The organism is Ruegeria sp. YKSF57 (assembly GCF_059612585.1).
The window spans coordinates 16963-42951 of the sequence record NZ_JBXWQW010000038.1 but is presented as its reverse complement, the minus strand read 5'-3'; the positions used below and the strand labels follow the sequence as shown (position 1 = coordinate 42951).

Below are 25989 nucleotides of genomic sequence, written 5' to 3'. Positions count from 1 at the left end.
TAGCGAACCATCCCTCCCGGCACGTGTGGTTTTTCCGGCAAAGCGCGCGGCGCGCCTTCGGGCAGTTTGCAGAACCCTCGCGTCCACGGGCGCTGCGTCGAAACAACGGGGGAAAACGCGTTACCGTCTGGACCGGTGATACCTTCATAGTGGTTCGATCCGCCCCAGCAATTGTAGGCCAGCCATGTCCCCGTAGCGCAAACCAGAACGAAAGGTGCTGCCGGGCGATCGGTTGCCCTACGCAAGAAAAACAGGTGATGCTCTTCGACCATGTCCGCACCCCGGCGGGCGCGCAGGGTAACCAGATATCCACCCTCCATCCAGTCCTGCGGAATGTCGAACTCAAACTCGACTGGCCAACCGCATCCTTCAACGGAACAGTCGACAGGCGTAGGGTGATGTGTGCCTGGCAGATCGGTTCGATGAAAAAGAGGGGCGTAGCGGGCGCCGTCGCGTCCGATCTCGACATCCCAGGAATCGCCCGTCGTCGAAACGCGCAGTGCAAGCCGCTCGCCGGGACGATAGGTGTAGCAATCGGAATAGCCCCAGATCTCAAGCACAGCGCCATCACGCGACGGGCCGATATAGTAGTTATCAAGAATATGCCGCGCCTTGGCGCGGGTACGCGGCGTGGTCGCGGGGGTGGCGCATTCGCTGGTCCGCATGATGAATTCCTGTTTTCCGGCCCGACCTGAGCACAGTAATCAGAAGAATTTCATCCAGATCAACATATTCAGCTCAAGCCGAACCCTTTTCAGTCGTACCTGATCTGGCCCGCATATGGGCTGCGCGTCACGATGTTGTGGACCATTGTCGCCAATGTCGTCAAGTCGGCTATAGGCAATCCCAACACTTCTTGCAGGCGGTGCGCATACGGCGGAAGGTCGGTACATTCCAGAACGATCGAATTGACATCCGGATTGTCTGCTACCAGTTGACGGCCAACAGTGGCGAGTTCCTGAGCCAGTACCTCTTGGTCGATTTCCGGCCGATTGTCATCAAGGATCACGTCCCGGAATTCCGGCTGTTCTTCCATCCCCGCAATGGCGACGGGCGTCGTTCCCGCCCCGACTGCATCCATATGCGCCTGTGTCAGCGCCGATTTGCGGGCAGTGATCACACCGACCTTGCCACGCTGCCCTGCCATCTGGTGCATCAACGGGATCTGGATCAGGCTGGAAGAAAACACGGGTATCGAAACCTGTGCTGCCAACTCGCGGTGAAACAACGCCATGAATCCACAGCTGCCGGTGATGGCGGCGCATCCCTGAGCCTCCAGTTCCCTTGCCGCGTCCAGAAAGGGTGAGAAGAACTCGATACTGGGTCGTTCCAGCAACTCGCGGATGGTTGTGCCTCGCACGATCCGTTTGACCGTCGGGAATGGCAAGCTTTCACTGCACCGGATATGGCCGGGTGGTTTGGCGAAATGTGTATCGAGACAAAGTATGCCGATCGGGGTGTTTGTGACTGTCATGGTCAAAGGTCCGTTGTTGGGATCAGTCCGCGGGAAAAGCGGCCCGTGGAATAGGCCGAGCAATCAATGTTGTTACTGCGCCCCGACAGTATGTCCGCCAGCAGTTCCCCGGTTTTCGGTGCCATCATCAATCCCCAGTGAGAATGACCAAAGCCCGCAAACAGGCCCGGTTGATCATCAAATTCGCCGATCATTGGCAGGCTGTCAGGAAAGGTCGGGCGGCGACCCATCCAGAAACTCGGGCGATCGGTCGCGAGATCCGGAAAGGCGGCCTTGGCCTGCGCCAGCATTCGGGGTTGCTTGCGAGGATCTGGTGGGTCGTTCACATCGCCGAATTCGGCTTGTCCAGCGATACGCATACCGCCTTCCATGCTGGATGCCACGATCTTGGCATCGGTATCCATGACCGAATTGTTCACCTCAATCCCCGGAGCAGAAAACTCCAGGTGATATCCACGCTCGGCCACCAGCGGTACGTTGATACCCAAAGGCCGCAGGATCTCGGGCGACCACGCCCCCATCGCGATCACCACTCGGGAGGCTTCATAAACACCCGCATTGCAGGAAATGCGCCACCCCAGATCGGTACGCATCAGGCCGGTGACCTGCTCCTTGACAATTTCGACACCAAGCGAACGAGCCTTGTCGGCCAGGGCCGCGCCAATACGCCCCGGTGAAAGGGCGCGGGCCTGATCGTGGATCAGAACGGCCGCCTTGAAATCGTGCGACAAAGCAGGCTCAATCCGGCGCAATTCATCCACCCCCACCAGTTCAAGACGCGCGCCCTTTTCTTGGCGAATGCGATAGTCCAGAGACCGCAGCGAAGCCTTGTCGCCCTCGCGAAAGGCGTGGATATAACAACTGTCGCGCACCAAACCTTCTGCCCCGGTGCCTTGCAGATGCCGACGATAAAGGTCGATCGAAGGGCCGCACAGCACCTCCATCGCATCGGCGGCCCGCTGCACACGGGCTTCGGTTCCGTTACTCAAAAACGCCAGACCCCAACGCGCCATCCTGGGCCAGAATGTCGTGCGTACGGCCAGTGGTCTGTATTTGCCGAACAGCAAATGGGGCATCTGTTTCCACGTCCCCGGCAGAGCCTGCGGGATGATGGACCATGGCGAGATGACGCCGGCATTGCCAAAAGAGGTCTCTTGCCCAGGATCGCCCCGGTCAATCAGTCGCGCCGCGACGCCGCGCTCAGCGAGGGAGAGGGCGGTGCAGATGCCAACAACACCTGCACCGAGAATGGTGACATCCTTTTCCATCGAGTTACGCCACGGAAGTTTGCGCCCGTCGGGCGATGATCTGGCTTAGGATTGCCGGGCTGGCAATTGCAAGCGCCACCAGATCGGCCTGCAGCGATGGAGCGATGAAAACAAGACCCGAGATTGCCATCAGGATCCGATAGAACACACCCATCGGTGCCAGCCAGTAACCCACGACTGCCGTCGACAGGGCGATGACACCCGCAATGCAACTGGTGGCCGTATAGCTGAACTCGACGAAGTTGAAGCCGGTCGATGAGACGAACAGCAGCACCGGCGCATAGACGAACGCCATTGGAGCCACCACCTTTCCCAATCCCAGCGAGAAGGCCGACAAGCCGGTCCGGAACGGGTTGGAGTTGGCAATGGCCGCAGCCGCGTAAGCCGAGGTACAAACCGGCGGGGTGATCTCAGCCACTACGCCATAGTACAACACGAACATATGACTCGCGATCGGTGGGATGCCAAGCTGTGCCAACGCGGGCTGAGCCACCGAAACCAGCATGATGTAAAGCGCCGTGGTCGGCACCCCCGCCCCCATCAGGATACAGGCAACAGCGATGAAGATCAGGCTGATGAAGAGCGTCAGATCCTCGACTGCGAACAACTCGAAGCTGCCGAAAGTCAGAAGGCTGTTGAGATCACCGCCAAGGTTCGCTGCGGCCTGCGTAACCATGAAACCGATCCGGAACCCGACGCCGGTGGTGTTGATCACACCGATGACGATGCCGACAGCTGCCGAGGCCGCGCCCACGGCCAGCGCGTATTTCACGCCGGTTTCAAGCGTATCCGCCATTTCCGTGATTGTCGTGCGGCCCTGTGGGTTGAATGTGGCGATGACCGATCCCGCAATGAGGATGAGGGACATCGTCAGATCAAAGCCATCGCCGGCATATTTCCACAGTACAAAGGCGATGAACGCTGCGGGAATTGGCAGAGTCAGCGGCTCTTTGTAGCGGGCCATACCAGCGATCAGTGCCAGGGATATACCGCAGAACGCAGACATATAGGGGGTGTACCCCGAGAACAGAACCACCAAAAGCCCGACCAGCGGAACGATGTTGGCCCAGCCTTCGCGCCACACTTCGCCAAGCTTCGGCAGCATTTCCTTGGACAGACCCTGCAGGTTCAGGCGGCGCGCCATCAGATGCACCACTGTGAAGACGCCGGTATAGTGCAACAGCGCCGGAAAGATCGCCGCAATGACAATCGTGGTATACGGCACTTCCAGGAATTCAGCCATGATGAAGGCCGCAGCGCCCATGATCGGTGGCGTGATCTGCCCACCCGCCGACGCCGCCGCCTCGACCCCGCCTGCGAAATGGCCTGGGTAGCCAAGCCGTTTCATGTTCGGAATGGTCAGCGCCCCGGTCGAGACGGTGTTCGCCACCGAAGAACCCGAAATCGTACCGAAAAAGGCGGACGAAACCACCGACACCTTGGCCGGGCCACCGGTATAGCGGCCCGCCAGAATGGTGGCATTGTCAATGAAGAGCTGCCCCAACCCGGTGCGCTGCGCAATCACACCGAACAGGACAAAGTGGAAAACGATCGTCGAGACGACCCAGAGCGTGACGCCAAAAATGCCTTCCTGCGGGAAGTACATCGAGCTGACGAATGTTTTAAATTTGACGCCAGGATGCTGAAGGATGCCCGGAAAGATCGGACCGAACAGCGCATAGGCCATAAAACAGCAGATGATCAGCGGCAGAATCCAACCCAGCGTCCGGCGCGCAATATCGAGAACCAGAACGATCAGGATGCAGCCGAATATCATGTCATAGGTGTTCGGATTTCCCATCCTGAAGGTCATTTCTTCTACACCAAGGAAGGGAATACCATGCCAGGCGAACCCCAGATAAAGTGAGGCCGCCACGCCCAAAACCATCAGCATCACATCCAGATAGGGCACGCCGCCCAGATGGAACGCACCGGTTTTCAGGTCGAACGAAGTTTTGGTCTTGATATGCGGGAACAACGCGTAAATCAGGATAAACAACCCCGACAGGTGCCAACCCATGTGCCAATAATCAGGCGGCAGTCCAAACCCTGCGGTCAGATAGTGGTACGTGGCATAGATCAGGGCCACATAACGCAGGAACTTTCCGAACCGGTCCGAAACTTCGCGTGTCGCGGCACCTTCGTCGAATTTCTCTTCGATTGCGGCCAGCTCTTCGGCGGACAGTTCCGGAGACTCGTGGTTTGGCGCGTTGCTCATGGCCCGCCCTCTCGCATCAAGTGTGGTGTGGGATTGATTGGGCGGCGCAGCTTACGCCCGCCGCCCAGGACTTGGAATAACCGAGGAGAGAGGGGTTACTCCAGAACGCCAGCTTCTTTGTAGAACTTCTCGGCACCCGGGTGCAGCGGGACGCCCAGATTTGCGATCCCGTCAAGCGCGGTATCCAGTGTGATTTGCTTGCCCTTGGCGTGGCCGTTATCCAACAAATTGCGGGTGTTGTCGTTCCACATTGCCTTGGTGATGCCATAGACCAGTTCGTCGGACAGGTCGGACGAAACCACCAGCAATGCCGAAACCGCCGGGGTTTTCACTTCATAGTCGACACCTTCATAGACACCGGCCGGAATCTTTGACGGGATATAGGCCGGGATGATCTCATTGATCTTGGCAAGATCCTCGTCGGTGAAGCTGTGCAGGTCCATACCTTTGGTCGAGGCGAGCTGAACCATCGCCGAAACCGGCCAACCGGCCGCATAGAAATAGCCGTCAAGCTGACCGTCAGCCAGACGTTCGGCCGACTGGCTGTTGTTCAGTTCGGCCTCTTCCATGTTGTCGCGGGTCACGCCCCAGGCCTCGAGCATCTGCAGGACTGCAACTTGGGTTCCCGATCCCGCCTGAGCGATGCCCACGCGTTTATCTGCCAGATCGCCAAGGTTGCTGATCGACGTACCCTTGGGCAGAACCAGGTGCAGGTCTTCGGGGAACAGGTTCGCGACGATACGCAGCTTGGGATGCGGCTTGCCTTCGAACTTGCCTTCGCCCAGATACATCGAACGCGTGACGTCCGCAGCCGCCAGACCAGCTTCAAGCTCGCCGTTCTCGACAGCGGTATTGTTGAACACGGACGCGGTGGTCGATTGTGCGATGGCGATCAGGCCCGGCACGCCGCACTGGCCACCTTCCTCACAAGGGCGCGAGCCCGGAGGGGACGAGATGCCGTTTGCGATGGTGCCGCCAATGGGGAAATAGGTGCCGCCTGCACTGCCCGTGCCAATGCGGAAGAAGGTCGGGTCCTGAGCATAAGCTGCGCCAGCTGCCAGAGTGGCTGCCAGAACAGCTCCGCCAAGATTTCTGATGAATGCCATTTTTGTCTCCCTTTGGTGTGATTGGACGTTAGGTCACGATCCTTATTCTGAAACGATGATCGAACTTTTAAATAAATGCAAATTTGATTACTTTAGGTTAGGCAAAGTTTTCCTTATGGATTTACGATGAATCTATCCCAAATCACTGCGTTTCGCGCTGTCATGAACTCGTCATCTCTGTCTGAGGCAGCACAGAAACTGGGCAGGACCCAACCTGCGGTCAGCCTGGCGATTCGATCTTTGGAAGATTCGCTGGGTTTGAAACTGTTCGAACGTCGGGGTCGCCAACTGGTTCCGGTACCTGAGGCCCGCTATCTTCTTGCCGAAACCAGCGATATTCTGGATCGTCTATCCACAGTGGCCGGAACCATGAAAAGTCTGGTCAGAGGCGAGCGCGGAACTTTGAACATTGCGTCGATGCCAGGTCCTTCGGCGTTTCTGTTGCCACGATTTATCAGTCGCGCTATCGGCGATGTGCCAGATATTCGCGTGTCCCTGTCATCACGGACCTCAATGCAAATCCGCGAATTGGCAGCGACGCAGGCTTTCGACTTTGGTTTTGCCGATCTTGCGGTCGGCCCGGGCGACGACCGCACATTTCAGCAGGAACTTATCACCGCAAACTGTTTTTGCGCGCTACCCCGCTGCCACCCTCTGGCTGAGCGCGACACGATTTCCTGTCAGGATCTGGACAGTGTTCCGCTGGGCACATTGCAGAGCTATCACGTGATGCACCAACGAACTCTCAAGGCTTTACGCGACGCCGGAGCCACGCCGAACATACTTCTTGACAGCCAATTTTTCGCCCCCTTGATGCAATTCATCAGCGCAGGACGCTGCCTGTCCATCGTCGACCCCCTGACGGTCGTCAACGAACAAGAAACCAACACGACTCGAGGCGAGGTCGTCTTTCGCCCGATGCCCGACATTTTCAGGTACGAATACGTGATCCTGACCCCGCTTTATCGACCGCTCTCGCAACTTGCTAAAAAGATCAAGGAGGGTTGGCAGGCCGAGGTTGTCGCACTCCTGGACAGTATCGGCGCGCACCCAGATATCTCCGCCATCGAAGACGAGACTGAAATCCCTCAGAATGCTGCTTCCAGGCCGGATTGATAACCGAACAACGCAGCCAGACCGCCCGTGTGCACGAACAGAACCCGACTTCCTTGCGCGATTTCTCCACTCGCCGTTAGGGCCGGGATGGCCGCAAAGGCCTTGGCCGTATAGACTGGGTCAAGCAGAATACCTTCCTGCCGCGCCATCATTTCCATTGCAGATTTGGCGGCTGGTCCGAATTGCCCATACCCGGGTGCGAGCGCCCCGTCCCAGATGCGGATATCCTGCGACGTCACCGAAGACGCGTGCTCGGTCAACTCGCTCAACCGGTCAAGAACCTCGGCTATGCGCAGGCTCTGCGACTCGCGCGACCGGCGCACACAACTCCCGATGACGGTGGCCTGTCCGCCCGCCCCACGCAATCCGGTCAAAAGCCCTGTATGGGTCGCCCCGCTGCCGGAAGAAACGACAACAGTGTCGAAATCACCAGCTTGCGCCACAATCTCCTGTCCGGCCCGGACATAACCCAAGGCGCCGAGCGGCGGGTTGTTCACCGCGAGAGGAATGACATACGGATGACGCCCCGCCTCGCGCAGTTCTTCTGCCCGGGCACGCAAGGCCGCATCGGCACCCGCCTCGTTCTCGCCTTCAGGGTAGTGCATGATTTCGGCCCCAAGAACGCGCAGCAGCAGGACATTGCCAGAGGTCCGATAGATCTCGTCAACGCCATTCACACGCTCTTCAAGCTGCACGACGGTCTGCATACCCAGCGAGGCGGCGGCTGCAGCCGCAGTGCGAACGAAATTCGACTGGACCGCACCGGTAATCAGTATCGTGTTGGCATCCGCCGCCTGCGCCGCGCCCAGATAGTATTCCAATTGCCGGGACTTGTTGCCACCAAATGGTGCCCCGGCCAGATCATCCCGCTTGATCCACAGGTCGATGCCAAGATGCCCGGAAAGCCGCGGCAGGCGATAAAGCGGCGTGTTCGACGCGGCAAGGTCGGCACGAGGTCTGTCCATGAGAAGCTCTCCGAAACCCGGTATGATGTATGGAAAACCTAAACACCTCCCGCACGCCGGCACAAGCCAATCCGGCTAAAGGGTCAATCCGGTCACCCGTCCCTCATATATTGCAGCCGCAGCCAGGCGCGGCGCGTACACGTCACCGACCAAACGAGGATGGATGCCCCTGGAACGCAGGTCATCGTGCAGGGTTCTGTCGACGATGTTGCCCGTGGCCAGAACCAGTGCGTCTGCCTCGATCCTGTTTTCTCGCCCAGACAGCAGGCAAACCAAATTGGCACCGGAACCGGTCCATTCGGAAATCGCGCTTTCCGTGACGAACCGCACGCCAAGTGCGGCCAGTGACCGGCGCGCGGGCAAATCTGTGGCCGAGCGGATCAGGTCGCGCGCCACCATCGGGCTTGGTGTCACGATCGTTACGTCGTGCCCTTCCTCGGCCAAATGCCAAGCCGTGCCGATCCCGCGCCAGTTTCCGGCCTCATCCAGAACAACAACCCGCTTGCCCAAACTCGCGGCACGCCCCATGACGTCCTCGGGCGACCAGGCATTCGCACTACTGGCGCCGGGCATTGCGGCCACATGCGGCAGCGCCTTTTGAAACCCGGTTTCCGCAGGCAGCGACCCCGTGGCCAGAACCACCTGATCCGCACCGATGCCTGAAATGTCATCCGCATCAAGAAACGTGTTGAACCGCAAATCAACGCCCAACTTGTCCAGTTGCCGACCATACCACGCAATAAGATCCGCAATTTGCGCCCTGCGCGGTTGCAATCCCGCAAGACGGAACTGACCGCCCAGTTCCGAGGAGGCCTCCGCCAGTAAAACCCTATGACCTCGCTCCGCCGCTACGCGAGCGGTTTCCAGACCGGCGGGGCCAGCCCCCACCACCAGAATGGTCTTGGGGTCGTCGGTTTTCGCGAAACGATCGCCGCCCCACAGATACTCATGCCCTGCAGAAGGGTTGATCAGGCACGATATGTAATAGTCACGCCCCCGCCGTCCCCAGCATTGCTGATTGCAGGACAGACAGCCGCGAATATCCTCGACCCGATCCTCTCGGGCCTTGGTGACCAGATGCGGGTCCGCGATCTGACCGCGCACGATCGAGACAAGATCGGCCTGCCCACCCCCTAGTAGAGCGTTGGCGTTCTCAGGCGTCCGGATATTGGCCTCAGCCGTCACCAGCGCATTCCGAACCACCTTTTTCAGGCGGATCGACAGGTCGACTCCCAGACCCTCCGGATACTGGAAACTGGGCAAGATCTTGTAGAAATCAAAATAGCTTCCTGAACCAACAGTCACATAGTCCATCAAACCTTCGGCGTCGTGCAAAGTTATGATCTCGACCATCTCGTCCCGACTGAGGCAGACTTCGACTTCGGCATCGTCGTTGATCGCCAAGCCTACAATGAAATCCTCGCCACAAGCCGCGCGAATGCGGCGCAGGATATCGCGGGAAAACCGGGTTCGGTTTTCCAAACTACCGCCCCATTCATCCGTGCGCTTATTGGAAAATGGCGTCCAGAACTGATCAAGCAGACAGTGATAGGCCGCCCAAACCTCGACGCCGTCGAACCCAGCACTCTGGCATCGGATAGCAGCCTGAACGAAACCTTCGATCGTCTCCTCGATCTCGTCGGCGGTCATTTCGTGACTACCGTCACTATCGTGATAGCTGGGACCGCCCGAAGGTGACCAGTTGGCATGCCAACTGTTGTCCCAATCCCCATGCGCACCGACGTGATACAATTGCTGTATCATCACCGCACCCTGCGCCTTGCAAGCTTCGGTCAAGCGGGCAAAGTGCGGGATTACATCGTCGCTGCAATGTCGGAAGTTGCCGCGGGTCAGAACCGCCGCCGGATGAACCGGCATCGGCTCTACCACGATCATCGCGGCCCCACCAATGGCGCGCTCCAGATAATAGCCCAGGTGTTGGTCACCCGGCACCCCATCCTGCGCCATATTGGTCGTGTGTGCGCCAAAGACGATGCGATTGTGCAAGGTCTTGTGGCGCAAGCGCACCGGGGTGAAGACGTGCTTGAGGCTCATGGCAAACCTGTGAACATGCGTATCAGATGTCTTTCACCAGCCGTAGAGCGTCATAGATTGCCGCATGTGTATTGCGGGCACTGACAGCATCTCCGATTCGAAACAGTTTGAAGTTGCCCTCAGGGTTGCGTGTTACTTCCTGCGGCAGACCCGCGATCAGCGCATCATAATCGACCGCCCCCTCGTTCGACGACAGCGGTTTGAGGTCGAAGTAAAGGTCGGCAAGCGGCATGGTGCCATAGTTCACCACAACCTGATCATAGGTCTTTTCGGACGTGAAGCCGCTGTAATCCGTACCAATCACTGCCCTAAGCTGGTTTCCGTCACGCTCAACGTCCAGTAGTCGGCGCGCGACAGTAAAGGTCGTTTCCTTGTCCTGCAATGCACGCATATAGGGCACGAGGTTCATCCCCATGATGTCGGGCGCAAACATGCGGTCAGGCGTCATGACTTCAACCTTCGCACCCGCACTTGCCGCAACTTCGGCGGCCATAAGGCCGGGGTGATCACCACTTTCGTCATAGACAAGCACGTTCTGTCCAGGTTTCACATCACCCGAAATCATGTCCCAGGCACTGACCAGAAGGTCGTTTTCCTTTTTGCTTTCAAACAACTCGGTGTTGGCAATACCACCCGTCGCCACGATTACCACATCCGGGTTCAGCGCGGTGATATCCTCGGACTCGGCCCAGGTGTTGAAACGGAATTCGACGTCGCGCGCGGCGCATTGGGCCATGCGCCAATCGATGATGCCGATCATCTCGCGCCGGCGCGGGTTCTGTGCCGTCAGGCGCACCTGGCCACCCGGATCGGGTTGCGCCTCGAACACGGTGACGTCATGCCCCCGTTCGGCGGCCACACGAGCGGCCTCCAAACCTGCGGGACCGGCCCCGACGATCACCACTTTCTTGCGTGTTTCAGCGGGTGATATTTCGTGCGGCATGGTCAGCTCGCGACCCGTGGCGGCATTGTGCATGCACAGCGCCTCTCCGGCCTGATAGATCCGGTCAAGGCAATAGGTAGCGCCCACACACGGGCGGATATCGTCTTCGCGCCCCTCGACAATCTTTCTGACGATGTGCGGGTCCGCCATATGCGCGCGCGTCATGCCCACCATGTCCAACAGGCCCGAGGCAACGGCATGGCGCGCTGTAGCCACATCGGGGATTTTCGAGGCGTGGAACGTTGGCAGGCCGGTCGCCTTCCTGACCTCACCGGCGAAATCCAGATGCGGCGCATTCTTCATGCCCTGAACCGGAATCACATCGGTCATCGCCGGGTCAGTATGAATACGCCCCCGGATCACGTTGAGAAAATCGACCATGCCGCTATCGGCAAGGCGTTTGGAGATTTCCAGCCCTTCCTCTGGCGAAATGCCGCCCTCCTCTGCCTCGTCGGCTGTATAACGCAGGCCGACAATGAAGTCGTCGCCTACCCGTTTGCGGATGTGGCGCAATACGTCGAGAGGCATCCTCAGTCGGCTATCCAGTGTCTGTCCGCCATAAGGACCTTCCAGATCGTTGGTGAGCGGCGACCAAAACTGGTCGAGCAGGTGGCCATAGACCTGCAATTCGATCCCGTCCATACCGCCTTCTTTCATCCGTTCGGCGGCATCGGCAAAATCCGAGATAATGCGCTCGATGTCCCAGTCCTCGGCAAGCTTCGGGAACGATCTGTGCGCAGGTTCGCGATGTTTCGACGAACTGACCGACGGCAGCCAGTCGCCCTTGGCCCAGCCGGTACGGCGGCCCAGATGGGTCAACTGGATCATTACCGCGCATCCGTGTTCGTGGCAGGCATCCGTCAGACTCCTGATCCACGGCACCACCTCATCCTTGTAGGCGAGGATATTGTTGAACACCGGCGGGCTGTCCTTGGAGACCGCCGCCGAGCCGGCCGTCATCGCCAGCGCCACGCCCGCCTTTGCGCGCTCCGCATGATAGGCGGCGTAACGGGCTTTCGGCATCCCGTCCTCGGGATAGGCCGGTTCATGACTGGTGGTCATGATGCGGTTGCGCAGGGTCAGGTGTTTCAGCTGATAGGGCTGCAGCAGCGGGTCTTTGGACATGACTTTTCCCTCAGTACCAGGCGTCGGCCATTGCGGCTTTCTTTCGAGCGACGAAATCCTTCAAAGCTTCATCGGTTGCTTCATCCATGGCGGGCGCCTCATAGGCGTTCAGCAGGTCTTTCCAACGCTTGTTGGCGCGTTGGGCGTAATCCACACCGCCCTGTTCTTCCCATGTCTCGAACGGCTGATCGTCGTTCAGTCCACTGTCCCAATAGGCGGTTTCGTAGTGGCGCAGGGTGTGATCGGTTCCAAACAGGTGTTCACCGGGTCCGTTCTGCGCCAATGCCTCAAAGCCCAGCGTATCCTCGTTAACGTCGACACCCCTCAGATAGGAATGAAGCGCGCCGCACATATCGGTGTCCATCACGAACTTCTCGTAGGACATTGACAGCAAGCCATCAACAAACCCGGCCGAGTGCAGAATGTAGTTGGCCCCGCCCTGTACCGCCGACATCATCGACATCATAGCTTGCTGCATCGCTTGCCCGTCAGGCGCCTTGGAGGTCGAGAAGTTGCCCGCACAACGCAGCGGCATGTTCAGGCGTCGAGCCAACTGTCCCATGATCAGGGAACCAAGCGCGGGTTCCGGTGTGCCAAAGGTGGGCGACCCCGACCGCAACGACATCGACGAGAGGAACCCGGCCAGAATGGCAGGCGAACCCGGCCGCACCAACTGGGTCAGCGCACACGACGCCATCGACTCCGCCAGACACTGCGCCACTGCCCCGGCCATGGTCAGCGGCGACACTGCACCACCCAGCAGAAACGGCAGATGGATTGAACCCTGCCCCGCCTCGGCATAGGTTCGGATTCCCGCAGTCGTCACCCCGTCCAGAACCAGCGGCGAGGTTGTATTGAAGTTCCCCATGATCACGCAATTTTGGTCGACGAAATCAGACCCGAATAGAATGCGGCACATCTCGATGCTGTCGGCGGCGCGTTCAGGCGCGGTGATCGACCCCAGAAAAGCCCGGTCTGAATACCGCATGTGAGCATAGACCATGTCGAGGTGCCGTTTGTTTACCGGAACATCGGTCGGCTCGCAGATGGTGCCACCCGAATGGTGCAGCCAGGGCGAGGATTGCGCCAGCTTCACCAGGTTCTCGAAATCGGCGATGCTGCCATACCGCCGCCCCTTGTCCAGATCCATCACGAAGGGCGAACCATAAGACGGCGCGAATACCATTGCATCGCCGCCGATCTCGACATTATTGGCCGGGTTGCGCGCGCATTGGGTAAAACGCGCAGGCGCCGACCTCAGCAATTCCCGCACCATTCCCGGCTCGAATCTCACGTTCCACGCCTCGGCGGACACATCAGTCACAGTTGCCCCGGCCTGCTGGTACAGTCGCACGGCTTCGGCATCTTCCCGCACCTCGATGCCGATCTCGGCCAGGATGCGTTCCGCCGTCGCCTCGATCCGATCCAGGCTTTCCTCGCTGGCAAGATCATAGGTGGGAATGCGACGGGTGATATAGGGCACTCGCAGATGCAGGTTTTGCCCCGGCTCAGCCGAACGCGAGGGTTTTCCTGAATTGCGGCGAGAACGACGAGAGCGGGTTACGGGCTCAGCTGTCATAAGGCGATTCCTGGCACAAGGTTGCGTCTATTGACATGTGTGTTGCTTATCTTGACACATGTGTCAATATTGTTGTGCACCCCTCACGGACCTGATACGGCGCTCAGATGATCGAAGAGTTGAAACATGGTGGAACAGAAGCCGCATGGCTGACAGCGGCTTATGAGTTGCTGACGGAAAGCGGTGTCGAGGCCGTCAAAGTCATGCCGTTGGCCAAGCATCTCGGTGTCGCGCGCTCAGGGTTCTATTGGCATTTCAAGGACCGCGACGCGCTGCTCGAAGCGATGATTCGCCACTGGGAAGATAAAAACACCGGCAATCTGGTCGCACGAACCGAAGCCTATGCCGAAAGTATTGTCGAAGCGATGTTCAACCTGTTTGACTGCTGGCTGGACGACACGCTGTTCGACGCCAAGCTTGATCTGGCCATCCGCAACTGGGCGCGCAACGACCCGGCGCTGGAACCGCGCCTGAACGCCGCCGACAAGGCACGGCAGAATGCGCTGGTCGCGATGTTCCTGCGATTCGGGTACGCGAAATCGGCGGCCGAAGTCCGGGCTTTGACCGTGATGTACACGCAGGTCGGCTATATCTCGATGCGGATTGAAGAGAACCGGGAAACCCGGATTACAAACATGCCCGACTATGTCGAGGTATTCACGGGTGTTAAAGCGAGCGAGGCGGATTTCGAGCGATTCAAGTCGCGCCACGCCACTTGATCACAGCGCATTGCCGACGATCCGCGACGGTGCCTCACCACCAAATAACCGACTATTCTATCCGCCCCTAAAAAACGGCGGCTCAGAGAGCCGCCGGAGTGTCAGGGAGACAAAATTCGGTACTATTGCGCCGCCATCGGCATTCTGGCGATCTGGCACCGTTGCCAGAGTTTAGACAGCGCTCCGACCAGATGATCGATATCCTCATCCGTGTGCACCGGAGACGGCGTGATACGCAGACGTTCGGTTCCCTTGGGAACCGTGGGATAGTTGATGGGCTGGATATAGATGCCGAACTCTTCCAGCAGCGTGTCCGAGATGAATTTGCATTTGACCGGATCGCCCACCATCACCGGGATGATATGGCTGGGGTTGGGCAGATGCGGGATACCTTCAGCGTCCAGACGAGCTCGCACCTGTTCGACGCGCGCCTTCTGCGCATCACGTTCAACCGGCGATTGCTTCAGGTGACGTATCGAAGCAGCTGCGCCAGCGGCAACAGAAGGTGGCAAAGCCGTGGTAAAGATGAACCCGCTGGCAAAGCTGCGCACGAAATCGCATAGCGCAGCAGAGGCGGCAATGTATCCGCCAACCACACCGAATGCCTTGCCCAGGGTTCCTTCGATCACCGTCAGGCGGTCCATCAGACCCTCGCGCTCGGCAATACCGCCGCCGCGCGGGCCATAGAGACCTACGGCGTGTACCTCGTCCAGATATGTCATGGCACCGTATTTATCTGCCAGGTCGCAGATTTCCTTGATAGGCGCGATATCGCCATCCATGGAATAGACCGATTCAAAGGCAATCATCTTGGGCGCCACCGGATCGGCGGCGGCCAGCTTTGCCTCAAGATCCGCAAGATCGTTATGTTTCCAGATTATCTTTTGCGCCCGCGAATGACGGATGCCCTCAATCATCGAGGCGTGGTTCAGCGCGTCCGAGAACACGATCAGACCGGGAATTTTCGAGGCCAATGTACCCAGCGCCGCCCAGTTCGAGACATAGCCCGAGGTAAACAGCAGCGCCGCCTCTTTTCCATGCAGATCGGCCAGTTCGTCCTCAAGAAGAACATGGTCATGCGTGGTGCCGGATATGTTGCGCGTCCCCCCGGCTCCGGCCCCGCAGCGGTCGAGCGCATCGTGCATCGCAGTCAGCACTTTCGGATGCTGCCCCATGCCCAGATAGTCGTTCGAACACCAGATCCGCACATCGCGCTGAACCGGCCCGTCGGTCTGCCGCGCATTCGGGAAGGCACCGCAACGGCGCTGGAGGTCGATGAAGACACGATAGTTCCCCTCGTCCCTCAGCGAATCAAGGCTCTGGGTGAAATAACGCTCGTAATCCATGACTGGCTTCTCCCGGGTATTCTGAGGTTCCCCGCAGACTAGGGCGAGGATCCAGCGCGCCAAATGACAATTGTCAAGTGGCCGCACGGCATTGACTAACAGCGCGCGAAAATGCAGGTGCGCCACACGACTCTTTGCATTAGCTTGGTCGGAGACGGACAAAATGGCCCATAAAGCCTGTCGACGGACGAGAGGGGAAAAGCGCTTGGCGCACGAAGCACAAAAGGCAATCGCACGGCAATCCGTGCTGGTTCGCTCATTGCCGGATCAGCATGTGGACACCCTGCTGAGCCACGCCATCTGGCGTAGCTATGACCGGGGCGAGACGATATTTCTGCAAGAAGAAAAAGCACAGGCCATCCATGTCGTGATCAGTGGCTGGGTCAAGCTCTTTCGCATGGCTCCGACAGGGGCCGAAGCCGTGGTAAGCGTCTTTACCCGCGGTGAAAGCTTTGGCGAAGCCGTGGCGCTGCGCAATATGCCGTATCCGGTTTCTGCCGAGGCGGTTTCGACCTCCGAAGTGATGCACATCCCCAGCCATGTCTTCATTTCGCTGATGAAGGAAGACCCCGAGATCTGCGTCTCGATCCTGGCATCGACATTCACGCATCTGCACTCACTGGTCGCTCAGTTGGAACAGCTCAAGGCGCAAACCGGGGCGCAGCGGGTTGCCGAGTTCCTGTTGAACCTGTGTGACACAGCAAATGGCACATGCGATGTAACCTTGCCGTACGACAAGATGCTGATTGCCGGACGTCTGGGCATGAAACCGGAAAGTCTGAGCCGCGCGTTCTCCCGCCTGAAAAGCGCCGGAGTGACGGTGAAAAGAAACCACGCCGAAATCGCTGACATCGAAATGCTGCGCGATTACGCCGAAAGCGATCCTGCCGAGAACTGGAGCCGGTGATGAGCGAGCGAATGAACAAGGTGCTTGCGGCGGTCGACGCTGCAAATGAAGCTGATCCAAACAGGGAAGAGGGTCGTCCCGAAGCTCTGCTATATGGTGAAAGGATGAGCTCGGAACTGAACCGGTTGTTCCCCGACGCCTCCGAAATCCTGCAGATTGCCGCGCGCGGCCAGCATGTGGAACGCTGGAAGCTGGCTCGGACACAATATCCCGAAGGTCGCGCCGGTTATCTGGCCTGGCGCAAAGCGCAGGGCGTGCATCATGCGGATGTGGTCATGCGGCTTATGGCCGAGGCCGGGTATGACGCCGAAGAAGTCGAAACAGCGGGTCGTATGCTGCGCAAAGAGGGTATCAAGCGCGACGAAGAAGTTCAGGCGCTTGAGGATGTGATCTGTTTCGTATTTCTCAAATGGTATTTTTCCCCGTTTGCCGAAAAGCACTCCGCCGAAAAAATCCAACGCATCGTGGAAAAGACTGCCCGCAAAATGTCGGTCGCAGCGCGGTCTCGAGCCCTCGGCGAATTTGATCTGCCCGAAAACCTGGCCACAGCGTTCCAAAGCTGAAGGGCGGCGGTCAGACCAGATAGAGGCCAAAGACAACGGCAGTGAACCCAGTCAGGACCATGGTGAACCCCCGCAGCCAGCTTGGGCTTTCTTCGAGCGCCAGATAACGGGCGAGGATAACGCGTGATTTGGCGAGCGCCAGAACCAAGATACCCGCGCCGACAACCTTGGGCGAAACGGGCAGAATGGTCAGCAGCGCCGAGGCAAAGCTGAGCATCAGAAGAGCAACCCACGCGCCCGTTAGGCGGTCTGTGTCTCCGTTTCCGGAACGAGAAGAAACCATTTTCGTCACCCCAACAGATAGATCACCGGAAACAGCAGCACCCATACAAGGTCGACCATGTGCCAGAACTGCGATCCCGCCTCGATATTGGCAGGATCGTCGCGCCAGGCGACCAGCAGCAGGATGCCGGTTCCGGCCAGAACGTGCGCGGCGTGAAATCCCGTCAGCAGATAGTAGAACATGAAGAACGGGTGGGTGTCGAAACCGATGCCATCAGCCGCCTTTCCGGCATATTCCACGCCCTTGATGATCAGGAACAGGACCCCCAGAAGGGCCGCCGAAATCAACGCAAGGCGCGGGGCTTTGCGTTGCCCCTCGCGGCGCCACGCAAGCGCCTTTGCCGCCAGGTAACCTGACGTGACCAGCACCGCGGTGTTAAGCGCAGCGCCAGTGCGGTAAAGATGCGACTGCGCCTCTGCAAAACCCGCCGGATCAGTCAGGCGCACCCCCATGAAGGCGATGAGTCCAGCGCCAAAGACCAGCAACTCGCTGATGATCAGCACCCACATGAGCAACTCGCCAGGAAGCTCATCAATCAGGGTGGCGTCGCTCATGCGCCGACCAATTGACGATAGATCTGCGGCAACGCCATAGTCAGACGGTTCGGGTCGGGGATGACCGCAAAGCCGCCCTGCCCGAACATGCGTGGGAACCAGCTTTTGCCTGTCTTGTCGATGGTTACACCAAAGACGGACTGCCCGGCGCGGCGTGCCTCTCGAACCGCCATGCAGGTGTCTTCGATACCGTGGCGGCCCTCGTAGTGGTCCAGATCGTTGGGCTTGCCATCTGTGATGACCAGCAGCAGGCGTCGTTTGCGGGACTGACTGGCCAGATCGGCCGAACAGTGCCGGATCGCCGCACCCAGACGGGTATAGTGGCCGGGCCGCAGCGAGGCGATGCGCTGTTCCACTGCGGGTCCCATCGGCTCGTCAAACCCCTTGCAGCGCTGGATATACACCCGGTGACGCTTGAGCGAGCTGAAGGCATGGATCGCGAAATCGTCACCGCATGCGTTCAAACCCCACGCCAGCGCCGCCAGCGCCTCGCGTTCGATATCGATGACGGCACGGCCCGCGACTGCACTTTCGGTCGAGCGGCTGACATCCAGAACAATCGATACCGCCAGATCGCGCGCCTCGGGTCGCGACTGCATCCAGACCCGTTCGGTTGCTTCGCCATTGGCGAGACGGTCCACCTGGGCCCGTACGGCGGCCTCGATATCCAGTTGATCGCCATCCAGGTGACCACGGGTCATCACGCGCCCCGGGCGCAGGGCCTCGAACTGGCGCTTGACGGCGCGGATGCGGCGGGCGGTGGCGGGGTCTTTGCCAAACTCAGCGGCATCTTCGCGGATATCGGCATCCGAGGTGAGGACATTCACGTGATCCGGCAGGTACTGGCCCGACCGCACGTCCCACTCCGGATAAAGAATGCGGCCTGACGATCGCTCGCGATCCACGTCTTCGGGCGCGAGGTCGAGGTGCAGTTTCAACCGTGTCGGCGGTGCCTTGGAAATCTGCCCCAGACCGATCTCGTCCTGATCGTCGGCTGCTTTCTTGGCATTGTCCGGGTCGTCGTCATCGACGCGGCGGTTGAGGTTCAGGAACTCGGCCCAGCTTAGAATCGCCTCGAACTTGTGCAGAATGAAGCTGTCGTTGCGCTCTGCCTGGTCGGATTTACGGCGGCGCGCCCGGTGGGTTTTCTCGCTCGACTCTTCCGGAGGACCATCGGTGTCGCGGCTTTCCGCCTCGTGATGTTCGGAAAAGGCAACCGCACGCAACTCGGGCCACAAGGCGACCGGGCGGAAGGGCTGATACCCGCGCGGGGCGGTGAGGTCAGCATCGACGGCCCACAACTGCTCAGCCTTGGAGGACAAGGGCTCTGAATTCCCCAACATTTTCCGGATCAGTTCCTCAACTGCGGCCTCAACCGGCGGCAGGTCCGGAACCTCGCGCTGATGCAGCATCCCCTTGCAAAGCTCGTCATAGAGCGGACGCAGACCCGGTGCATTGTCGAAAGTTTCCGTCACCATATCCCTGGCGGCATGCAAGGCACGCAAATCTGCACGCAACAGGTCTTCTTCGTCGATGCGGGTTCCGGCATGGGCTGCAGCGGCAGCAAGCCAGACGTAAAGTGCGCCGTTGGCCTCACGATAGGGAAAGATTGCCAGCCGGTCTGGCAGGCGCAAAACCTCGCCGTCGAACGAGGCGCGCGGCAACAGCTCGGCCTCGGTCGCCAGACGACGGCGCCAGCCTAGCCGGTGGCGGGAAAGCTCAGGCGAAACCGGGCGCAGCTCGACACCCGGACTTCCGCCAAGCCCCCGGAAAAGAACGGCCAGCCGCCCCGCGACCTGCGACAGGTCGACCGCGGCTCCAACGTGCACCTCAGGTGCATCAAGGCGGCTGGCGAGGGTGTGCCACAGTTTCCCGATGGTTTCTTCGGGTTCCCATGGCTCAAAGTCGATCTTGACCATCGGTCGGCCTCACCCAAAGACGGCCGTGACAAGATCGAGGAGCCCGCGTTTGATATCCTCGTCATCGGTCAGAGGTTCGATCATGGCGGCCAGAATGGCGCGATCGGTGGACATGCCCTGCGCGATCAGCGTCGCGGCATAAACCACAAGGCGGGTGGAAACCCCCTCCTCAAGGTCCTGCCCCTTGAGACCGCGCAGCTTGTTCGCCAACCGGATCAGCGGCTTGCAGCGTTCCAGCGACAACCCACTTTCTTCGGCCACGACTTTGGCCTCCAGTTCCGGAGACGGAAAGTCGAACTCAACCGAAATGAATCGTTGGCGGGTGGAAGGTTTCAGGGTTTTCAAGATGTTCTGGTAGCCCGGGTTGTAGGATGCCACCAACATGAAACCGGGCGCGGCCTCAAGCTCTTCACCGGTACGGTCGATCGGCAGGATGCGCCGGTCGTCGGTCAGCGGGTGCAGCACCACGGTCACGTCCTTGCGCGCCTCGACCACCTCGTCAAGATAGCAGATAGCACCCTCGCGCACCGCGCGGGTAAGCGGCCCATCGACCCAGACGGTTTCCCCACCTTTCAACAGGTAGCGCCCGATCAGGTCGGCGGCGGCCAGGTCGTCATGGCAGGCCACGGTATAAAGCGGACGACCAAGTTTGGCGGCCATGTGGGCCACAAACCTGGTTTTGCCGCATCCTGTCGGACCTTTCAGCAGGACCGGCAGACTGTTGTTATATGCAGCGGTGAAGACATCGCATTCATCACCCTGCGAGAGGTAGAAGGGGGCGTCAGCCGCCCCCGTTCCGAGTTTCATGGAGCCGTCCATCCTCATTACTCCGCTGCCACGTGGTCAGGGTCCTTGTCGAGGCGGTCACGCTCAAGCGGGCCAGGTTCGACCAGCTCCCTGCGCGGCACCCAGATCGAGTAGATGAAGAGCAACGCGCCAATGACAACCACCAGACCTGCACCGAAGCGCATCCAGTAGAAGATGGCAACCTGATCCTGCACATCCATGTAGTAGTCGCCTACCACACGCTGCATGTGCGTTTGAACAGTTCCCGCAAAGGTCAGCACGAAAGTCATGAACACCATGCCGCTGGTCATCAGCCAGAACGACGCCATGTTCAGTACCTGGTTATACGGATCGCGGTTCAGAAGGATCGGCATCGCATAGCTGAAGATCGCGCAGTTCAAGGCCACATAGGCACCGTAAAAGGCCAGGTGACCATGGGCTGCGGTGATCTGTGTCCCGTGGGTGTAATAGTTCACCCCGTGCAGCGTGTGCAGGAAGCCCCAGATGCCGGCCCCAAAGAAGGCAAGCGTGGCACAGCCCAGCGACCACAACAGCGCGGCCTTGTTAGGGTGGTCACGACGGCCTTTCCAGACCATGACAAAGGCGAATGCCATCATGCCGAAGAAGGGGATCACCTCAAGGCTCGAGAAGATCGAACCGATCCACTGCCAGTAACCGGGAGTACCGATCCAATAGTAGTGGTGGCCGGTGCCCAGGATGCCCGAGAAGAGGGCGGCAGCAACGATGACATAAAGCCATTTTTCGACGATCTCACGGTCAACGCCCGTCAGCTTGAGCATCAGGTAGGCCAGGATCGAGGCCATGATCAGTTCCCAAACGCCTTCAACCCACAGGTGAACCACGTACCACCAGTACTGCTTGTCAAGGCTGAGGTTCGAGGGGTTGTAGAAGCTGAACAGGAACAGCAGCGCCAGCCCCCACAGGCCCAGAAGCAGGATGTTGGTGATTGCGGTTTTCTTGCCCTTCAGCACCGTCATCGAGATGTTGTAGAGGAAGATCAGTGCCGCAACGACGATACCAGCCTTGACCCATTTGGGTTGTTCAAGGAACTCGCGGCCTTCTTTACCCAGCAGCCAGTTACCTTCGAACAGGTTGAAGACATAGGTCAGAACCACGCCCAGCGTACCGACCACGAGGATCAGCAACTGCAGATAGGCCAGCTTGGGCGAGTGTATTTCGCGCTCCGCCTCTTCCGGGATCAGGAAATAGGCGGCGCCGAAGAAGCCAAGGATCAACCACACGATCAATGAGTTGGTGTGCAGCATTCTCACGATGTTGAACGGCAACAGCTCGGAAAGCGTGTTGGGCGCAACATAGATCCAGCCTGCGAGCAGACCGCCCAGCACCTGGATCGCAAACAGCGCCATGGCTACGGCAAAGTAGACCAGAGCGATTTTTTGGGATTCGTATTTCATTTCTCCGTTCCCTCCTTAGCCCGCGTCATTCGGGGGCCAGCCCTGAGCGTCGATATTGTCCGTCCAGATCAGGAAGTTCGCGAGATCCCGGATATCTTCGTCGCTGAGGTTGAATTGAGGCATCTGACGCCGGCCCTCGATGCCCGTGGGCTGCGCCTCCATCCACCCTTTCAGGGTTTCAAAAGCCGCCTCGGGGTCGTCCAGTACGCCCCAACGGGTCATCACATTGGCGACTTCCGGGGCGAAATATGCACCTTCGCCCAGAATCGAGTGGCAGTTGATGCAGGCATGTTTTTCCCAAACATGCTTGCCCCGGGCCACACTGTCGTCGAGTTTGGCCGCGTTTTCCGACCCGATGATGTACAAGTGTGAGTGGGCCGATAAGGCCAGAAAGATTAGTATGAAGAACAGGGACCCGCCATAAAAGATATTGCGGGCCATGCTCTTTGTCATGACTTCGCGCATTGCGCTCTCCTTTGCGCCGCATTGCTGGTGCAAGGAAAATGGCCGCTGGCGCATAGGGACGCCTTAACCAAAGTCAAGACTTCCAGGCATGTTTCGGCCTGTATTGGCGAATTTCCGAAAATTTCGACACTCCCCGGTGGGGAACCCCGACTTCTGCAATTGCGTCGCAGAATCACATCATACTGTTATCATTGACAAAAACACGAAGCGTCCCTATCTCGACGGCATCGGGGAGTAGCAACCGCAAGCGTGCGGGGACGTGTCAACACACCCGCGGGATATCCGCGTGGCACGCCCGGTCTCGGGACTGTCCCAGGCTCAGCAAGACCGTGGTGATTGGACTCTGCGGGCGGATTCCAAATGGCACCCGGTTCGGCCCACGAGGATGCGCGCATGACCCCGATCACAATCGGCCTGCTGGCCTTGACCATGTCAATAGACGCCTTCGTCGCCTCCATCGGCCGCGGCGCGGTGCGACAGGGCGCGCCGCTTGCGAGCGCCCTGAGGACAGGCGCGGTGTTTGGCCTTGTTGAAACGGTCACACCGCTGCTCGGCTGGGCCCTCGGAGTCGTTGCCAGCCAGTACGTGCAGGCGTTCGATCACTGGATTGCATTCGCGCTACTCGGCCTGGTCGGAATGCGAACAATCATTCATGCGGGCCAGCGTGATGGCGACGGCGGCGCACCCAGGCTGCACTCCCCACTTGCCTTGCTTGCAACGGCCATCGGCACATCTGTGGACGCCATGGCTGTCGGTGTGTCGTTTGCCTTTATAGACGTGGACATCGTGATCATCGCTCTGGCCATCGGTCTGGCAACTATGACGATGAGCACCACTGGCGCTCTGACCGGCCGGTTGCTGGGTCAGCGCTTTGGGCGCAGCATCGAGGTTTTTGGCGGCTTGATCCTGATCGGTCTCGGTCTTGCGATTCTGCTGGAGCACCTGACAGCCTGAGGATTCGGTTTTTTCTGGACCCGACCGACACATTCGTTCCAATCTTCGCCTAATTTAATTCGGTGCGAGAATGCCAAATAAACGTCTGCAACCAGTCTGCGCCTTCGATTTTTCGGGTGAACGCGCACAGGTCATCGTCGATGACTGGCCCTTACCCATGCCACCCAGTGAAAAAACGTACCGGTGGCTTCATCTCAATCTCGCTGACGAGGCGACAGGCCAGTGGGTCAAAGAAAACCTTCCGGCGGTGGTTGCGTCCGCATTAACCCAATCCGAAACGCGCCCACGATGCGATGCTTTGCAAGATGGGCTGATCCTCAACCTGCGCGGCGTAAACCTGAACCCCGGTTCCAGCCGCGAGGACATGGTGTCACTGCGGATGTGGATCACGCCCAACGCCGTGATCTCGGCACGCACCCGAAAGATCTGGGCGGCCGACGAAATACATCGCAAGGCCACGGCTGGCACGGGCCCGGCTTCGGTCGGTGCGTTTCTGGTCGAACTTCTGCACGGACTGTCCCACCGAATCGAAATCGTTTCCCTGGAACTGGATGACCAGACCGACGGATTGGAAGAAGAAGCCCTGGAAGGAACCGTGGATCTGCATGACCGCCTCAGCGCCCTGCGCCTGACCGTCATCAAGATGCGCAGGTTCCTGCACCCGCAACGCGAGGCGCTGGATGCGCTCTTGCGCAACGAAGCGCGGCTGCTTGACCCTTCCGAAATCATCAACCTGCGCGAGGCAGTCAACCGCACCCGGCGCACTCTGGAAGAACTGGACGCAACCCGCGACAGATTGGCGGCGGTCCAGGATCAGATTGCCTCGGAACAGGTACGCCTGCTGGGACGGAACAGTTATACCCTGTCGATCATCGCGGCGGTTTTCCTGCCGCTCGGCTTTCTGACGGGTCTCTTCGGCGTCAACATTGCCGGGATGCCAGGCACCGCCTCGCCGACCGCATTCTGGCTGCTAGCCGGAGGCTCAATCGCCCTTGGCATCACCATTTTCCTGCTGTTCCGGCTGCTCAAGTGGCTGTAAAGCGCGGCCCGGTCAATGCGGCCCACATGGACGCAATGTAAAGCGCAAAAGCCGTGACCCACAGCCCTCCGGTCACCAGCATGGCAACAAGGTACGCACCGTCCAGTTCCGCTCCGACCCACCTGAGCAAGGCCGCAACGGCCATAAGCGCATAGGCCAGAATCATTGGGAAGGGCGCGACCAGTTCACGCCCGGAATGCCCCAGCGACGCACGGCTCATGACTGCCAGTGTCATGCCGCCCACGCAACCAATTCCCAGAACATGCAACCCGGCGATTTCGCGTCCGATGCCCAGCGCCGACAGCCCCCAAAGCACCATGCCCAGTGCCAGCATCGCCAGCCCCAGGTGCAGGGACCACAGAATCGGCTGTCCCAGGCACCAGATGCCACCCCAGCGAGACAGCCGCAGGGCCTGAACCAGCCCGAACAGGATGGCGACCGGACCCAGCCCCCAGGCCGGGGTCCCCAACATAACCAGCGGCGGCAAGGCCAGCGCCAGGATCAGAGCCGTGCGCTCGACCAGCGGAAAGCTCCGGGGCCAGTGGCTTTCAGCAACACCCGAACGCTTCATCGCATTGCGGGTGAACGCGGGGGTGATGCGACCCCCAAGAACCGAGATCAGGGCGCAAATCGCCGTCAAGCCACCCCGTAGCCCGGCCTGTGCGCTGTCCTGTGTAATTCCCAGCCACTCAAGATGCACCAAAAGATCAGCGATCCAGAGATAGGTTAGAAAAAGCAGAAACATGATGTTCTGCGGTTTTGGGCGTTTCACCAACTGGGACAGGATCTTTATCGCCAGAACCGGGATAAAAGCCAGGTCGAGAACCGCCACCCAAACCGGGGGCATCATCCCCGAATACCAGACTGCCAGCCGCCCACCCAGCCACAGGCCAGCGGCCAGAGTGATGAACCCGCGCCGGGCGCCCGGTGTGTTGGTCCAGTTCGGCACCGCCGTGAGGAAAAATCCGCCAATCGCTGCAGTAGCATAGCCAAAGATCATCTCGTGGGCATGCCACAGGACCGGCACACCATCCCGCAGCGGCCCTTCAGCTATGCCGGCCAGATACATTGTCCAGATTATCCCGGTAAAAACACCATAGATACCGGCTGCCAGAAAAAAGATGCGAAACCCTTCACCCAAGACGCGACCAACGATCGACGACATTCCT

The 25989-nt window shown here is 59.3% G+C and carries 23 protein-coding genes; 6 read left to right on the top strand and 17 right to left on the bottom strand.

All coding sequences use genetic code 11. The features are described from left to right. From AC2FLX_RS16035 to AC2FLX_RS16015, 5 genes are all read right to left on the bottom strand, one after another. A partial coding sequence (locus tag AC2FLX_RS16035) for a N,N-dimethylformamidase beta subunit family domain-containing protein (RefSeq protein ID WP_496875472.1) occupies window positions 1–665 on the bottom strand: 665 nt, incomplete at its 3' end. A gap of 89 nt (window positions 666–754) precedes the next feature. After that, on the bottom strand, window positions 755–1474 hold the full coding sequence (locus AC2FLX_RS16030) for an aspartate/glutamate racemase family protein (RefSeq protein ID WP_480748041.1): 720 nt from the start codon (window positions 1472–1474) through the stop codon (window positions 755–757). Window positions 1475–1476: 2 nt separating this feature from the next. Further along, the gene (locus tag AC2FLX_RS16025; RefSeq protein WP_496745019.1) at window positions 1477–2742 is read right to left on the bottom strand and encodes an NAD(P)/FAD-dependent oxidoreductase; all 1266 of its coding nucleotides are present in this window, start codon (window positions 2740–2742) and stop codon (window positions 1477–1479) included. A gap of 4 nt (window positions 2743–2746) precedes the next feature. Then, the gene (locus AC2FLX_RS16020; RefSeq protein ID WP_480748043.1) at window positions 2747–4960 is read right to left on the bottom strand and encodes a TRAP transporter permease; all 2214 of its coding nucleotides are present in this window, start codon (window positions 4958–4960) and stop codon (window positions 2747–2749) included. 95 nt (window positions 4961–5055) lie between these two features. Beyond that, window positions 5056–6066, bottom strand: coding sequence for a TAXI family TRAP transporter solute-binding subunit (locus AC2FLX_RS16015; RefSeq protein WP_496745021.1), 1011 nt, complete (start codon window positions 6064–6066; stop codon window positions 5056–5058). 126 nt (window positions 6067–6192) lie between these two features. On the opposite strand from AC2FLX_RS16015, the gene AC2FLX_RS16010 reads away from it, so the two are divergent. Continuing rightward, a complete protein-coding gene (locus AC2FLX_RS16010) occupies window positions 6193–7182 on the top strand; it encodes a LysR family transcriptional regulator (protein WP_496810272.1) in 990 nt (329 codons plus the stop codon). Here the strand turns inward: AC2FLX_RS16010 and AC2FLX_RS16005 are convergent. The 4 genes from AC2FLX_RS16005 to AC2FLX_RS15990 form a co-directional block, all read right to left on the bottom strand. Next, window positions 7155–8147: a D-cysteine desulfhydrase family protein gene (locus AC2FLX_RS16005; protein WP_496810273.1), complete on the bottom strand. Its 993-nt coding sequence runs from the start codon at window positions 8145–8147 to the stop codon at window positions 7155–7157. The genes AC2FLX_RS16010 and AC2FLX_RS16005 overlap by 28 nt on opposite strands. A 75-nt stretch (window positions 8148–8222) precedes the next feature. Then, window positions 8223–10202: an oxidoreductase gene (locus tag AC2FLX_RS16000; protein ID WP_496810274.1), complete on the bottom strand. Its 1980-nt coding sequence runs from the start codon at window positions 10200–10202 to the stop codon at window positions 8223–8225. A gap of 22 nt (window positions 10203–10224) precedes the next feature. Then, window positions 10225–12270 carry an FAD-dependent oxidoreductase gene (locus AC2FLX_RS15995; RefSeq protein ID WP_496810275.1) on the bottom strand — a complete coding sequence of 682 codons (2046 nt, stop codon included), beginning with the start codon at window positions 12268–12270 and terminating at the stop codon, window positions 10225–10227. A 10-nt stretch (window positions 12271–12280) separates the two neighbouring features. Further along, window positions 12281–13849 (bottom strand): trimethylamine methyltransferase family protein, encoded by a 1569-nt coding sequence (locus AC2FLX_RS15990; RefSeq protein ID WP_496810276.1) that lies wholly within the window; start codon window positions 13847–13849, stop codon window positions 12281–12283. 107 nt (window positions 13850–13956) lie between these two features. Here AC2FLX_RS15990 and AC2FLX_RS15985 point away from each other — a divergent pair, with 107 nt between their 5' ends. Further along, window positions 13957–14568: a TetR/AcrR family transcriptional regulator gene (locus AC2FLX_RS15985; protein ID WP_480748050.1), complete on the top strand. Its 612-nt coding sequence runs from the start codon at window positions 13957–13959 to the stop codon at window positions 14566–14568. A 122-nt stretch (window positions 14569–14690) separates the two neighbouring features. Here AC2FLX_RS15985 and hemA read toward each other — a convergent pair whose 3' ends face one another. After that, window positions 14691–15914, bottom strand: a complete 1224-nt coding sequence (hemA, locus tag AC2FLX_RS15980) for a 5-aminolevulinate synthase (protein ID WP_496810277.1) — start codon at window positions 15912–15914, stop codon at window positions 14691–14693. Between the two features lie 205 nt (window positions 15915–16119). On the opposite strand from hemA, the gene AC2FLX_RS15975 reads away from it, so the two are divergent. Next, entirely contained in the window at window positions 16120–16821 is a 702-nt protein-coding gene (locus tag AC2FLX_RS15975; RefSeq protein ID WP_480748052.1) for a Crp/Fnr family transcriptional regulator, read from the top strand. Then, entirely contained in the window at window positions 16821–17384 is a 564-nt protein-coding gene (locus AC2FLX_RS15970; protein WP_480748053.1) for a DUF4202 domain-containing protein, read from the top strand. The genes AC2FLX_RS15975 and AC2FLX_RS15970 overlap by 1 nt, the downstream gene beginning before the upstream one ends. 10 nt (window positions 17385–17394) lie before the next feature. Here AC2FLX_RS15970 and AC2FLX_RS15965 read toward each other — a convergent pair whose 3' ends face one another. The 6 genes from AC2FLX_RS15965 to AC2FLX_RS15940 are packed head-to-tail and all read right to left on the bottom strand — an operon-like array spanning window position 17395 to window position 22827. Further along, window positions 17395–17667, bottom strand: a complete 273-nt coding sequence (locus AC2FLX_RS15965; RefSeq protein ID WP_480748054.1) for a cytochrome C oxidase subunit IV family protein — start codon at window positions 17665–17667, stop codon at window positions 17395–17397. A gap of 5 nt (window positions 17668–17672) precedes the next feature. After that, entirely contained in the window at window positions 17673–18221 is a 549-nt protein-coding gene (locus tag AC2FLX_RS15960) for a cytochrome c oxidase subunit 3 (RefSeq protein ID WP_480748055.1), read from the bottom strand. Further along, entirely contained in the window at window positions 18218–20140 is a 1923-nt protein-coding gene (locus AC2FLX_RS15955; protein WP_480748056.1) for a nitric oxide reductase activation protein NorD, read from the bottom strand. The genes AC2FLX_RS15960 and AC2FLX_RS15955 overlap by 4 nt, the downstream gene beginning before the upstream one ends. 9 nt (window positions 20141–20149) lie before the next feature. After that, window positions 20150–20959 carry a CbbQ/NirQ/NorQ/GpvN family protein gene (locus AC2FLX_RS15950; RefSeq protein WP_496745037.1) on the bottom strand — a complete coding sequence of 270 codons (810 nt, stop codon included), beginning with the start codon at window positions 20957–20959 and terminating at the stop codon, window positions 20150–20152. Window positions 20960–20964: 5 nt separating this feature from the next. After that, window positions 20965–22362 (bottom strand): cbb3-type cytochrome c oxidase subunit I, encoded by a 1398-nt coding sequence (locus AC2FLX_RS15945; RefSeq protein WP_496875471.1) that lies wholly within the window; start codon window positions 22360–22362, stop codon window positions 20965–20967. 15 nt (window positions 22363–22377) lie between these two features. Further along, on the bottom strand, window positions 22378–22827 hold the full coding sequence (locus tag AC2FLX_RS15940; protein WP_480748059.1) for a c-type cytochrome: 450 nt from the start codon (window positions 22825–22827) through the stop codon (window positions 22378–22380). 393 nt (window positions 22828–23220) lie between these two features. On the opposite strand from AC2FLX_RS15940, the gene AC2FLX_RS15935 reads away from it, so the two are divergent. Further along, window positions 23221–23781: a manganese efflux pump MntP gene (locus tag AC2FLX_RS15935; protein WP_496811343.1), complete on the top strand. Its 561-nt coding sequence runs from the start codon at window positions 23221–23223 to the stop codon at window positions 23779–23781. A 70-nt stretch (window positions 23782–23851) separates the two neighbouring features. After that, window positions 23852–24820: a zinc transporter ZntB gene (locus AC2FLX_RS15930; protein WP_496811342.1), complete on the top strand. Its 969-nt coding sequence runs from the start codon at window positions 23852–23854 to the stop codon at window positions 24818–24820. On the opposite strand, the gene AC2FLX_RS15925 is transcribed toward AC2FLX_RS15930, so the two are convergent. Beyond that, window positions 24807–25985 (bottom strand): NnrS family protein, encoded by a 1179-nt coding sequence (locus AC2FLX_RS15925; protein WP_496811341.1) that lies wholly within the window; start codon window positions 25983–25985, stop codon window positions 24807–24809. The genes AC2FLX_RS15930 and AC2FLX_RS15925 overlap by 14 nt on opposite strands. Between the last annotated feature and the right edge of the window lie 4 nt (window positions 25986–25989).

Excerpts from the sequence above, each read along its gene's own strand:
- AC2FLX_RS16030 (WP_480748041.1), bottom strand. The coding sequence starts at position 1,474 with ATGACAGTCACAAACACCCCGATCGGCATACTTTGTCTCGATACACAT.
- AC2FLX_RS16025 (WP_496745019.1), bottom strand. The coding sequence starts at position 2,742 with ATGGAAAAGGATGTCACCATTCTCGGTGCAGGTGTTGTTGGCATCTGC.
- AC2FLX_RS16020 (WP_480748043.1), bottom strand. The coding sequence starts at position 4,960 with ATGAGCAACGCGCCAAACCACGAGTCTCCGGAACTGTCCGCCGAAGAG.
- AC2FLX_RS16015 (WP_496745021.1), bottom strand. The coding sequence starts at position 6,066 with ATGGCATTCATCAGAAATCTTGGCGGAGCTGTTCTGGCAGCCACTCTG.
- AC2FLX_RS16010 (WP_496810272.1), top strand. The coding sequence starts at position 6,193 with ATGAATCTATCCCAAATCACTGCGTTTCGCGCTGTCATGAACTCGTCA.
- AC2FLX_RS16005 (WP_496810273.1), bottom strand. The coding sequence starts at position 8,147 with ATGGACAGACCTCGTGCCGACCTTGCCGCGTCGAACACGCCGCTTTAT.
- AC2FLX_RS16000 (WP_496810274.1), bottom strand. The coding sequence starts at position 10,202 with ATGAGCCTCAAGCACGTCTTCACCCCGGTGCGCTTGCGCCACAAGACC.
- AC2FLX_RS15995 (WP_496810275.1), bottom strand. The coding sequence starts at position 12,270 with ATGTCCAAAGACCCGCTGCTGCAGCCCTATCAGCTGAAACACCTGACC.
- AC2FLX_RS15990 (WP_496810276.1), bottom strand. The coding sequence starts at position 13,849 with ATGACAGCTGAGCCCGTAACCCGCTCTCGTCGTTCTCGCCGCAATTCA.
- AC2FLX_RS15985 (WP_480748050.1), top strand. The coding sequence starts at position 13,957 with ATGATCGAAGAGTTGAAACATGGTGGAACAGAAGCCGCATGGCTGACA.
- hemA (WP_496810277.1), bottom strand. The coding sequence starts at position 15,914 with ATGGATTACGAGCGTTATTTCACCCAGAGCCTTGATTCGCTGAGGGAC.
- AC2FLX_RS15970 (WP_480748053.1), top strand. The coding sequence starts at position 16,821 with ATGAGCGAGCGAATGAACAAGGTGCTTGCGGCGGTCGACGCTGCAAAT.
- AC2FLX_RS15965 (WP_480748054.1), bottom strand. The coding sequence starts at position 17,667 with ATGGTTTCTTCTCGTTCCGGAAACGGAGACACAGACCGCCTAACGGGC.
- AC2FLX_RS15960 (WP_480748055.1), bottom strand. The coding sequence starts at position 18,221 with ATGAGCGACGCCACCCTGATTGATGAGCTTCCTGGCGAGTTGCTCATG.
- AC2FLX_RS15955 (WP_480748056.1), bottom strand. The coding sequence starts at position 20,140 with ATGGTCAAGATCGACTTTGAGCCATGGGAACCCGAAGAAACCATCGGG.
- AC2FLX_RS15950 (WP_496745037.1), bottom strand. The coding sequence starts at position 20,959 with ATGGACGGCTCCATGAAACTCGGAACGGGGGCGGCTGACGCCCCCTTC.
- AC2FLX_RS15945 (WP_496875471.1), bottom strand. The coding sequence starts at position 22,362 with ATGAAATACGAATCCCAAAAAATCGCTCTGGTCTACTTTGCCGTAGCC.
- AC2FLX_RS15940 (WP_480748059.1), bottom strand. The coding sequence starts at position 22,827 with ATGCGCGAAGTCATGACAAAGAGCATGGCCCGCAATATCTTTTATGGC.
- AC2FLX_RS15935 (WP_496811343.1), top strand. The coding sequence starts at position 23,221 with ATGACCCCGATCACAATCGGCCTGCTGGCCTTGACCATGTCAATAGAC.
- AC2FLX_RS15930 (WP_496811342.1), top strand. The coding sequence starts at position 23,852 with ATGCCAAATAAACGTCTGCAACCAGTCTGCGCCTTCGATTTTTCGGGT.
- AC2FLX_RS15925 (WP_496811341.1), bottom strand. The coding sequence starts at position 25,985 with ATGTCGTCGATCGTTGGTCGCGTCTTGGGTGAAGGGTTTCGCATCTTT.